Source organism: Actinomyces sp. oral taxon 170 str. F0386 (assembly GCF_000195595.1).
Lineage (GTDB): Bacteria > Actinomycetota > Actinomycetes > Actinomycetales > Actinomycetaceae > Actinomyces.
Genome location: NZ_GL882548.1, coordinates 1 through 11,377, shown reverse-complemented (window position 1 = coordinate 11,377; position 11,377 = coordinate 1). Strand labels below are relative to the sequence as shown.

The 11,377-nt window shown below is 69.6% G+C and carries 7 protein-coding genes and 1 pseudogene; 6 read left to right on the top strand and 2 right to left on the bottom strand.

Going from position 1 to position 11,377, the window contains the following annotated elements:
• Together HMPREF9056_RS10240 and HMPREF9056_RS10235 are read left to right on the top strand one after the other, a co-directional pair.
• Positions 1-279: pseudogene (locus HMPREF9056_RS10240) on the top strand (4-(cytidine 5'-diphospho)-2-C-methyl-D-erythritol kinase); the annotation flags it as partial.
• Complete coding sequence (locus HMPREF9056_RS10235; RefSeq protein ID WP_009404883.1) at positions 279-2,207, top strand: ABC-F family ATP-binding cassette domain-containing protein; 1,929 nt, start codon at positions 279-281, stop codon at positions 2,205-2,207. The pseudogene HMPREF9056_RS10240 and the gene HMPREF9056_RS10235, both read left to right, overlap by 1 nt.
• Before the next feature lie 171 nt (positions 2,208-2,378).
• On the opposite strand, the gene HMPREF9056_RS10230 is transcribed toward HMPREF9056_RS10235, so the two are convergent.
• Positions 2,379-2,924, bottom strand: coding sequence for a hypothetical protein (locus HMPREF9056_RS10230; RefSeq protein ID WP_009404882.1), 546 nt, complete (start codon positions 2,922-2,924; stop codon positions 2,379-2,381).
• Positions 2,925-2,991: 67 nt separating this feature from the next.
• Here HMPREF9056_RS10230 and HMPREF9056_RS10225 point away from each other — a divergent pair, with 67 nt between their 5' ends.
• The 4 genes from HMPREF9056_RS10225 (at position 2,992) to HMPREF9056_RS10210 (ending at position 8,847) form a co-directional block, all read left to right on the top strand.
• Complete coding sequence (locus HMPREF9056_RS10225; RefSeq protein ID WP_367379068.1) at positions 2,992-3,735, top strand: FHA domain-containing protein; 744 nt, start codon at positions 2,992-2,994, stop codon at positions 3,733-3,735.
• An 8-nt stretch (positions 3,736-3,743) separates the two neighbouring features.
• Positions 3,744-6,038 carry an FHA domain-containing protein gene (locus tag HMPREF9056_RS10220; protein ID WP_050793054.1) on the top strand — a complete coding sequence of 765 codons (2,295 nt, stop codon included), beginning with the start codon at positions 3,744-3,746 and terminating at the stop codon, positions 6,036-6,038.
• The gene (locus HMPREF9056_RS10215) at positions 6,038-7,504 is read left to right on the top strand and encodes a serine/threonine-protein kinase (RefSeq protein ID WP_009404879.1); all 1,467 of its coding nucleotides are present in this window, start codon (positions 6,038-6,040) and stop codon (positions 7,502-7,504) included. Before HMPREF9056_RS10220 ends, HMPREF9056_RS10215 begins: the two co-directional genes overlap by 1 nt.
• 227 nt (positions 7,505-7,731) lie before the next feature.
• Positions 7,732-8,847 carry a winged helix DNA-binding domain-containing protein gene (locus HMPREF9056_RS10210; RefSeq protein WP_009404878.1) on the top strand — a complete coding sequence of 372 codons (1,116 nt, stop codon included), beginning with the start codon at positions 7,732-7,734 and terminating at the stop codon, positions 8,845-8,847.
• A gap of 398 nt (positions 8,848-9,245) precedes the next feature.
• Here the strand turns inward: HMPREF9056_RS10210 and HMPREF9056_RS14160 are convergent.
• A partial coding sequence (locus HMPREF9056_RS14160) for an FHA domain-containing protein (protein WP_034514433.1) occupies positions 9,246-11,377 on the bottom strand: 2,132 nt, incomplete at its 5' end.

The window sequence follows — 11,377 nt, the reverse complement described above, 5'->3', positions numbered from 1 at the left end:
CTGCGCGCCGGGGACGCCCGCGCCCTGGCCGCCGCCCTGCACAACGACCTCCAGGTCGCCGCTGTCGACCTGCGCCCCGAGCTGGCCGAGGTCATCGCCGTCGCCGAGGGGGCCGGCGCCCTGCGCGCCGTCGTCTCCGGCTCCGGCCCCACCATCGCCGCCCTGGTGGAGGACCCCGGCAGCGCCCAGCGGGTCTCGCGTGCCCTGACGACCTCGGGCATGGTCGCCGACGTCCTGCGCGCCGACGCCCCCGTGGCCGGTGCCCGGGTGGTGGGCTGATGGCGCACCTGCTCGGCGTGGAGAACCTGCGCCTGACCGTCGGCTCCCGCCTGCTCCTGGACGACGTCACCCTGGGGCTTGAGGACGGCACCCGCGTGGGGGTCCTGGGCCCCAACGGCGCCGGCAAGTCCACCCTCCTGGCGGCGCTGGCCGGCCGGCGGGAGCCCGACGGCGGACGCGTCACCCGTACCGGCGGCGTGAGCGTGGCCCTCCTCAGCCAGGCCGATGACCTGCCTCCCGGCGCCACCGTGCGCACTGCCATCCACGGCCAGACCCCCGAGCACGAGTGGGCCTCCGATCCAGCCGTTCGCGACATCCACGCCGGGCTCATCGCCGACCTCGACCTCGACGCCGACGTCGCCACCCTCTCCGGCGGCCAGCGCCGCCGCGTCGCCCTGGCTGCGGTCCTCACCCGCCGCGCCGACGTCGTCATCCTCGACGAGCCCACCAACCACCTCGACGTCGAGGGCGTGGACTGGCTGGCCCGCCACCTCCAGGCCCGCTTCAGCGGCCCGGGCGGGCGAGGCGCCGGCGCCCTGGTCACCGTCACCCACGACCGCTGGTTCCTGGACGCCATCTGCACCAACGTGTGGGAGGTCGTCCCCGGCGTCGATCCCGGAGGCGGCCGTCCCCAGGTGGCCGGCCGCATCGAGACCTACGACGGCGGGTACGCCGCCTACGTCCTGTCCCGCGCCGAGCGCGCCCGGCAGGCCGCCGTGGCCGCCGCCAAACGTGAGAACCTCCTGCGCAAGGAGCTGGCCTGGCTGCGCCGCGGCGCCCCGGCCCGCACTTCCAAGCCCCGCTTCCGCATCGAGGCCGCCGAGGCCCTCATCGCCGACGTCCCGCCACCGCGCGATACCGTGGCCCTGACCGCCATGGCCACCGCCCGCCTGGGCAAGAAGGTCCTCGACCTCGAGGACGTCACCGTGCGCTACCCGGTCTCGGCCAGCCGGGCAGACGAGGCTGGTGGGGCCGATGGGGCCGACGCCCCGGCCGAGCGGGAGGTCCTGCGCCACGTCACCTGGCGGCTCGCGCCGGGCGAGAGGGTCGGCGTCGTCGGCGTCAACGGAGCCGGTAAGACCACCCTGCTGCGCCTGCTCGAAGGTGTCCAGGAGCCCGCCGGCGGCCGCGTCGCCCGCGGCAAGACCGTTCAGGTGGCCACCCTGTCCCAGTCCACCCACGAGCTCGACGCGCTCGCGGACCTGCGCGTCGTCGAGGCGGTGGCCATGGTGGGGGAGCGGGTCGTCGTCGGCGACAGGGAGATGACCGCCGCCCAGCTCGTTGAGCGCCTCGGCTTCACCCGCCAGCGCGCCTGGACCCGGGTCGGCGAGATCAGCGGCGGGGAGCGCCGCCGCCTTCAGCTGCTGCGCCTGCTCATGACCGAGCCCAACGTGCTCCTGCTCGATGAGCCCACCAACGACTTGGACACCGACACCCTGGCCGCCGTTGAGGACATCCTCGACTCCTTCCCCGGCACCCTCGTCGTCGTCTCCCACGACCGCTACCTCCTGGAGCGGGTGACCGACCACCAGGTGGCCCTGCTGGGGGACGGGAGCGTGCGCGATCTGCCCGGTGGGGTGGAGCAGTACCTCGAGCTGCGCCGCGAGGCCATGAGGCCGTCCCGAGGCGCTGTTGATTCAGTGGACTCCCCGACGACGCCGGCTGACGCCGGGCCCCGGGCCGAGCGCGGCGCCACGAGTGGGGCCAGGCGCCACGAGGCCAGGAAGGCACTGGCGCGCATCGAGCGCAAGATGGAGCGCTCGTCCCAGGCGGTTGCCGCGCTGCATGTGCGTATGGAGGAGGTCTCGGCCGATCCGGCCCGGGTGGGGGAGCTCGCCGAGCTCGGCCGCGAGCTCGTTGCCGCTGAGGCTGCTCACGCAGAGCTGGAGGAGCAGTGGCTCGAGGTGGCGGAGACGCTGGAGTCCTGAGACGGCGTGGTCGTCACGCCCCTGTGAGGGGCTCGGGGAGGACAGGTTGTCAAGGGACGGGAGGAAGTTCTGGTGCGGGGAGAGGGCGGGACGGGGATGTCAGAAGAGGGAGCGGTCGGCGGTGACCTGGGATGACCTCGGTGGCTGTGAGTGCTGAGGCCTGAGGACTGTTCAGACGACGGGGGCGACCTGACGGGCCAGCTCGACGAGGTGCTCCAGGTTGGGGGCGATGTCCTCGGCGGCGGCGCCCCACAGGCGCATGACCAGGTCCACCGGGACCGTGGGCAACCCTGCCAGTCTCAGGACGACGACGCCCTGGGTGGGGCCGTTGGACTCGTAGAAGGCGGAGAAGCCCACCATGTCCGGCCCCGGCCGTAGACGCACCAGCTCGGCCTCGGGCAGGAGCGCGGCGACGATCTGGCGCTGGGTGGCGCGACGCCCCTCCTTGGAACCGTCGTCCTTGGCGATCTCCAGGCTGAGGTCGATGACGAAGGGCGGGTGGGCGACGTCGTCGATGTGCATGAGGCGTGCGAAACGCCCCTGACGCTCCATGGCCTGGAGTTCGTTGAGCAGGGACTCCAGCTCGGAGCGCCACTGCGGACCGGTCACCCCCAGGTGGGCGCTGCGGTGCCTCGCCTCCTCCCGCGCCCATCCCGGAGGTGGGAAGGGCGGAATGATCACCCATCGCTGGGGATCAGGCGTGACCGCGATCTGCACTGTGTGCTCCTTCCGAGACCTCGACTGACTGCGAGGCAGTGGACTGGGCGCCTACCATGTCTGTCCTATGAGGACCCGAGAGCGACATACGACAATTATGCCTGCCTCCGCACGCCGCCGTGTGGTCCGCGTGCTGGTAGATGCTGGGCTCATCATCGCACTCTGTGCCGTCACGGAGCGCTGCTGTGGAATCTTATTCGCTGTTGGGGTGGTTGTGCTGCTTATTGCTGTGATGACTGCCATGGTGGCGATGACCGGTGCCACACCCGGGGGACTCGTGACCGGGGTCCGGCTTCGGAGGGTGACGGACCCGAACGGCCCACCTGGACGCTCAGCGGTGATTTACGTCGCATTTTTGTGCCTTTCATTGGTGGCAACCGCAGGGCTTGCCCCCTTTATTTTGTGGATCCTCTCACTATGGCGTACTGAACAGCGCACCTGGTTCGACCGGCTGGCCGGGACGGTCCTCCTCAGTGCCAGACCGACCTCGGTGTCGACCTGCTCCCTAGTGGTTGAGGGGTCAGTAATCCCAGTTCTGGGGCCGATTGTCCTCGGGCGCCGCCCCGCCCCGATCGAGTCCCACCCGGACGCTCAGCTCGTTGCGGTGCTGCGCTCGGAGGACTCCGTGTCCAAGACGCACGCGCTCTTTGTGCCGGCCTCCGATGGGGTGCTCGTCACAGATCTGGGCTCGACCAACGGCACGCACATCGAGGACGAGGAGGGTGTCCATCGACTCTCGCCGGGTCGACCGGAGTACGTGCACCGGGGACGCCAGGCATACTTGGGTGACGGTGTCTGTATCGTCCGTTGAGGAGAAATATGATGACAAACAGCCCGAACAGCAGCGCGAACAACGAGGTCTGGTGGACCGAGGGTTCGTGGACAGGCGTGGTCACGCCACGTGCTGTGATGATCCTGCCCCCGTCGGTCCCGCAGGACCTCACCGAGCGCCTGTGGCGGCTGCTGCGTAGTGAGGAGGCCTCGCTGACGCGGGCCCTGGATGAGCTGGTGATGGGGATGGGCGGACGTCTGGGGGCGATCCCGGACTTCGTGCTCGCCGTCTCGGCACCCGAGGACGTCTTCCACGTGGCGCTGCGCGGTGCCCCGCAGATGGAGGTCGACGGCAAGGCCCTGGACGCCTCCGCGGTCACCACCTGGTTCGAGACGACGGTGACCGCCCCCAACTCGGTCATCGTCAGCGCGCCCGACGGCGCCGGTCAGGTGCGTCGCCCAGCGGTCGACGCCGTCGTGAGCACCGGTCACCTGGTGCTGCGCGGGTCCGAGAAGTCGAGCGGGACCCCGTCCCCCAGCCGTGCATCGTCGAAGGGGTCCGGTGACTCCGACGACGATGACCCTGACCCGGCCGGTCCTGACTACTCCACCACCTCCGCCGGCTCTGCCGGATCACCCGCCACCGCGGTGAGGCCGTCTCGGTCCTCCCGCCGGGCGTCACGCCGCGCCTCGCGCCGTCAGTCCGCCTCGTCGGACCGCTCGGAGCAGGACGACTCGTCCGAAGGGGCGCCCGCCGAAGCCGCTGGTTCTCCCGACGTCGTCGACGACCTCATCGAGATCGCGCAGGACAACGCCGAGCAGCAGGCCCTCGACGGGGCCGAGCTCGCCGCGTCCCTCGAGGCCGCTGAGGCGGACCAGTCCGCAGCCTCCGCTGAGGCCTCGGACGCTCCTGAGGAGCCCGCACGGCTCGTCGAGTCCGAGGGGCCCGCCGACCTGCTGGCCGTCGTCGCCGGTATCACCGAGGCCGCTGAGGCGACCGAGGTGACCGAAGCGGCTGAGCCCTCTGCGCCTTCCGCCGAGCTCGCCGAGGCCGCCCCGGCCGTCGAGTACGGCCTGGTCACCGAGATCGTCGAGACGGATGCTCCGACGGACGAGGTCTCCGATCAGAGCGTCGTTTCGGCTCGCAGTGCCCACAGCGCTCACAGCGCTGAGCCCTCCGAGGCTCCCGTCGTGACCGAGCAGGCCCAGTCCCCTGAGGCTGCCCAGGTCGCCACCGCGTCCTCACCGGAGACCTCCGGAGAGGATCTGCTGATCGCCCCCGTCTTCGATATCCCGGCCCTGCCGATCCCCTCCGCTCCGGAGGCAGAGGCCATGATCCCGCCCCCGCCACCCCCGTCGAGCGAGGATCTTGAGGCTGCAGGTATCAAGGACGCTGCCGTCGAGGCCACCGAGGTCGCCCAGACCCCGGCCGACCTCGTGCCCGTTGAGGCCGCCGAGGCCGCTGTGGTCGCGGAGGCCACCGCTGTCGCCGAGGCCGCCGCGCAGGCGCATGCCGAGGACGAGCCCGCACGCTCCGGGGACCATGACGGACAGACCGTCAACGGCCTGCCCGACGACCTCTCCCAGGAGCTGCGCGCCGAGCTGCTCAACCAGGGGCTTGGTCCCCTGGAACCGAGCCGGTCGGCGGAGGCTGCTGAGTCCGCCGGATCCGCCGCTGCGGCTGAGACGGTGGTCGAGCTCGCGCAGCCCTCCGCGGATGAGCCCTCCACCGCCGGCCTCGGCCGCGGCGACCATGACGGACAGACCATCAACGGCCTGCCCGAGGACCTGGTGGGCGAGCTCGTCTCCCTCGTGGGCTCCGGGCCCTCCAGCCCGGCGTCCCCGGCCTCGGCGAGCTCTCCCAGTGAACCCGACGCCATCCGGATCGTGCTGTCGGCGGTGTGCCCCCAGGGCCACCCCAACCCCACGAACTACACCGTGTGTCGCGTCTGCGGAGCCGAGCTCAACCGTCCGGCCAAGTCGGTGGCCTGCCCCCCTCTGGGGCGCGTGGTCACCTCCGGCGGCGAGAGCATCGAGCTCAACCGTCCCCTCCTGGTGGGTCGCAACCCTGTGGCCGACGACATCACCAGCGTCGCGGAGGTGCCCCTCCGTCCGCTGACCGTCGCCAGCCCCAACCAGCTCGTCTCACGTAACCACATCCTCATCGATCTGGATGCGTGGAGCGTGCTGGCCCAGGACCTGGGCAACTGCAATGGCACCGTTCTCAACCGCCAGAACGAGGCGCCTGTGCGCCTGTCCTCGGCAACCCCGGTGCTCCTGCGCAGCGGAGACGTCCTCGACCTCGGCGACGGTCAGACCCTCGCCTTTGAGAACCTCCCCTGATGCTGGATCACAAGGGACCGCCTCCGGTTATCTCTGGGTTCACCTACCTGGAGAGACTCGGAGCGGGAGGCTACTCCACGGTCTACCTCTTCGAGCAGCACATGCCCCGCCGCGAGGTCGCGGTCAAGGTCATGAACGCCGACGTCGAGGACAAGACCGCCTCCCGCTTCGAGTCGGAGGCGAACCTCATGGCACGGGTCTCCTCCCACCCGGCCATCCTGTCCATCTACGGCGCGGGCGTCTCCGCCGACGGCCACCCCTTCCTGGTCATGGAGTACTGCCCGCCGCCGCAGCTGGGCGCTATCCTGCGCCAGGGTCCTCTCAACGTCGCTGAGACCCTGTCGACGGCCATCCAGATCGCCGGAGCAGTGGAGACCGCTCACCGGGCCGGCATCGTCCACCGGGACATCAAGCCCGCGAACATCCTGTTCACCACCTACCGTCGCCCGGTTCTCTCGGACTTCGGCATCTCCGCCATGAGCGGCCCCGAGGGCTCTGAGGAGCTGCGGGGGATGAGCGTGCCCTGGGCTCCTCCCGAGCAGCTGGTCGGGATGCGTTCGGCCAACCCGGCCTCCGACATCTACTCCCTGGGGGCGACGACCTTCGCGATGCTCACAGGGCGCAGCCCCTTCGAGACGGACGGTCTTCCGGACGTCTACGAGCTCTCCCGCCGTATCGTCAAGGACCCCCTGCCGCCGCTGGGCCGGCAGGACGCTCCGCCGTCGTTGCACCGCGTGCTGTCGGTGGCCATGGACAAGAACCCGGGCTCGCGCTACCCGACGGCGCTGGCCTTCGCCCGGGCGCTCCAGCAGGTCCAGGCCGAGCTCGATCTGCCGATCACCACCGTCGACCTGTTCCAGGAGCCGGATAAGGCCGCGAAGTCCGCTCGGCGTCCCAGCTCCGACGAGAACGACACCGCCACGAAGATGGGGGTCTTCAACCAGGTCGATGTCACCAGTGAGCACATCGCCATGCGGGTCGATCCCGACGGCGAGGACGAGCACTCGTCGTCGGCCTCGGAGGCCGGCGAGTCGAGCCGCCCGAACCGGATGCGGGCCGTCCTGACCGCCCTGCTGGTCCTGGCCATGGTAGTGGCCGTCATCGGCGCGATCGTCTTCTCCCGGAACCAGGACACACGGAAGAAGACTGACAACCCCGTCGCCACCATCGCCCCGCAGCCCGGCGCCAATCCGTTGCAGGCCTCGGTACCGATGGTCGGCGACATCGAGGGTGAGGTGCTCGGGGACGGCACGGTGAAGTTCACCTGGGGCGAGCCGGAGACCGGCTGGACCGGCAGCTACCTCTACCGGGTCAAGCTGCCCGACGAGGAGACCGAGGTGGACTCCGTCCGCACCAACGAGGTCGTCGTCGAGGCCCAGGAGGGACGCACCTGTCTCGAGGTCACCGCCGTGCGCTCGGACGGCAAGGCGTCCCAGGCCAAGACCGCCTGCGTCGATACGCCCTGAGGGCGCCTTCCGAGAGCGGTCGCCCGCAGTCGTGATGGTGTCTGGCGGGGGCTGCTGGGGTTGGGGGCTCTCCGGCGTCCGCTTCGAGGAAGTGTCGGTGGGATACCCGCGGGAGTGGAAAGCTCGGCGGGCACGCAGCGACTGGTTGCGTGAAGTGCTACCCGGTGTACCGAATCAAGGCTCCGAAGAGGCCTAGAATCTGACGGTAACGACGAGAGGGGGCGACGTTGATCGAGGTTTCCGCCGAACAGGTGCTCGCATGGCGGCTGCACAGGCAGTACCTGGAACCGTTGACGGACGCAGGACCTGTTGAGATCGTCGAACGGCTCTGCGGTACGCAGGCGCAGGTGGCTTCCGCTGCTGAGACCGCTATCGCCTTACGGCAACGCAACCCGCGACCTGAAGGGATCAAGCGTGCGTACTCCGACCGCTCGCTTGTCAAGACTTGGGCGATGCGCGGAACGCTGCACGCGATGCGGTCTGCGGACGTAGCGGAGTACCTATCGCTGCTGGCTAGCGCTCGTACGTGGACCAAGCCCACCTGGTCACGGCACTTCGGCGCTACGCCAGAGGAGGTCGAACAACTGACGGAGTCTGTCGCTGACCTTCTCGATGGTCAGGTACTGTCTCGCGATGAGCTAGTGAGCGAACTGGTTCAGGACAAACGGTTCAAGGGGATGGAAGAACAACTGCGCTCCGGGTGGGGTGCTCTGCTCAAGCCTCTCGCATGGCAGGGTGTCTTGTGCTATGGCCCGAGCCGTTCTTCGAAGGTGACATTTACTAACCCTGCCAGTTTTCTGAAGAACTGGAATGGGCTACCTGATCCTGTAGAGGCAGCACCAGCGGTCATTAAGCGATACCTCTCCGTCTATGGGCCAGCGACCCCTGAAACCTTTGACGCGTGGCTTTCGCGCAACAGCAACAAGAAGTCAACGCTCAAGGGCTGGTTCGCTAGTCTTGGCAGGCAAATCGTCGAGGTGCGGGTGAAGGATGAGACACGATATCTGCTCGCCGAGCATGAGGACGAGCTCGCGGCCACCCGGCCCAGCCGCGCTACCCATCTCCTAGGAGCGTTCGACCAGTTCGTCCTTGGTCCTGGGACTAAGGACACTCACATGCTGGCGAGTAAGTATCGCTCGAGGGTGAGCAAGGCTGCGGGTTGGATCGCTCCCGTCCTGACCCGGGGAGGGCGGATCACCGGCGTCTGGGAAATGGATGACGGGAATCTTGTCGTCACCCCGTTTCCAGGTGAGCAGGCGCCGCCGTCCAAGGTGCTGGAGGATGCAGCTGCGCGGCTTGCAGCGGTGCATGGTTTGGTGAGGGTGACACCGAGGGTGGGATGACCCCCCGCAATGTCACCGCATCATTCCGTCTAGTTGGGACAAGCGCTTCCCCGGTGATTCTGCCGCCCGGTGCAGCAGATTCGTGACAGACACAATCCGCTCCAAACCGGTCTGTTGTGTCCAGAGATCGGTGTTGAGTTCCAGTACGACAGATATGTCTTCGGGGTAGACCAGCGCATGAAACCGACACGTCGTAGCGCGCCGTGCCGTGTGAGAGCAGGTCGTAGGTAACGGTGCAACCTGGCAGTTCCACCGGCAACCATCCGGAAAGTTGAAGCTCGCATGTAACCTGATAGATCGGATGCGTGCCAGGGACTCGCTCAGGCACTGCCAGACGCTGGGGCCCGCACTCTGTGACAGAGTGCGGGCCCCAGCCGCGGACGGAACCGGCGTCGGGCTCAGACGACCTCCACCTTGAAGGCGATGCGCCCGAAGTAGATCGTGCTGCCCTCCAGAGCCGACAGCGCCTTGTCCGGTACGGCCTCGACACTGCGCCCGTCGCGGTACTCCACCCGGGTGCCGTTGGTGGAGTGAAGGTCGGTGACCCACACCCCGTCCAGCAGCGGGAAGATCGCTGCATGCGTCTTGGACACCGAGCGCGTGGGGTCATCGAGGGCGACGCGCTCCGCACCGGGGTAGGCCGAGATGTTGTCGGGGTCGCGCCCCACGACCGTGGGCTCGTGGATGAGGATCGGGTTGCCGCCCAGCAGCGGCACAAGGCGAACCGACAGGGCCGGGGCGGCCGAGGACGCCGAGGGCAGCGACGGTGTGGCCGTCTGGGCGCTTGCGGTGGGAACCGGGGTGACAGAGGGCTGAGAGACGACGGCGGGTGCCGCGGTGCCCGCCGAGCTGCTCGCAGCGCTGCTGGCGCTGTGCCCGGTATGGGCCCCGCCGCGCCTCGAGGTGCTCGCGGCCGAGCTCGTCCGGGACCGTGCCGCTGCCTGAGCGGAGTCGCGGCGCTCACGGCGCGAGAGCGGGGCCTCAGTGACGGCCCCTCCGCTGAGGAGGTCTCCGCCGTGCGATTCGTCGTGGGACTCGCTGTGCGCCGCCGTCTCCTCCTCGGCGGGCGCAGGGATCCCCGGCCCCTGGAAGCGGTGCGAGGAGTGTGAGCGCCGTGACGGCGTCTCATCCCGGGCCGCCGTGCTCGCCGAGCCGCTGCTGCCGGAGGTCTGGGCGTGGCTGCGGTGACTGCGCACGGTCGGGTGCGCCGTGCTTGCCGACGACGCCGGGACGCCGCCGGGCACCGTCGCGGGGTTGGTCAGGTCCACCGGGGACGCCGAGGACGAGGCCGGCACCGAGGCCGCCGAGGGCTTCCGGGACAGGACGTCGTCGGAGACGATGACCCCGTCCGGCAGGGAGTCCACTGTGGCGGCATCCACTGAGGTGGGAACCGAGGACCAGGGCACCGAGTCGATGAGGGCCTGGGTGTTGCGGTCCCCCGAGGGCAGGATGCTGGAGGTGTCGAAGGTGTGCGCGACCTCCGGGGCGGAGCCCGCCGCAGAGGCGAAGCGGTGCCGATCAGAGGCGAAGAGGCTCTCGCGGCGAGGAACACCGGGCTGTGACGCCGGCTCTCGCTGATCCTCAGCAGGTGCAGCAGACGAGCTGGAGGCCTTCTTGTTGCCGGTGTGACCGGACTGCATCCTCCAGCGCTGGGCGTGGGCGTGTCGTGGTTCCATCGTCTGTGATGTTACGGGTTTTGTGGCTTTCGAGCGCGGGACTTGTGTCGATGGTGTCGCATCTTGCGAAGGAGAGGCCTGGGATGCCTTGGAATCGGCCGCTGTTTTGGAGGATTCCGCTGAGGGCGTCGTCGCTTCCGGAGACTGCTGGTCGGCCGGGTGCTGCGATGCGGGGGGCGCGTGACTCGACGGCTTCTCGGCCTCGTTCGTGGCCTTGTCCGTGGACCCGGACGGCCCGGGCGTGTCGTCTATCGCCTCGAGGGTGGCGGTCTCGGCGTCCATCTGCGAGGGCTGCTTCGAGGGGGCGCTCCCCGGTGCTGACCGCCCGACCACCGGATCCTTGCCGACTGTCTTGGCCTTGATGCTCGTCCGCGGTGTCGGTGTCGTCGCCGGCCTGACCTCTGCGGTCTTCACGGTACCCGGAGCCTGGGAGGGGGCAGCTGCTGTGCCCCGGGGGCCAGGGGTCGAGACGCTCGTTCCGGAGGGCTCCGCTGAGGGCGTCGAAGGCTCGTCAACCGCCTGGGCGGCCTCTGTCCTGGCCGAGGCCTCAGCGGCGGCCAGCGCGGCGGAGGCCTGAGGATCCATGGGAGTGGCGGAGGCCGCTGCGACGGCCGCGGCGTCGGCGTGGGAGACGGCTGGGCTGGCGGAGGCCGCCGATGCCGCAGAGGCCGATGACACGGTCGCCGCCTTGGCGGCCTTGGCCGTTCTGGGTGCCATGACGACGCCGTAGCCGTCGGCGGAGACAGTACCGCCGGAGACCGCCGAGGTGTAGGCGGCCGCTGTGGCCGAGGCCTTCCGCGAGGGGGCGCTGCTGGGCGAGCCGGCGGCCAGGGCTCGGCCGGCGTGGCGCGCGG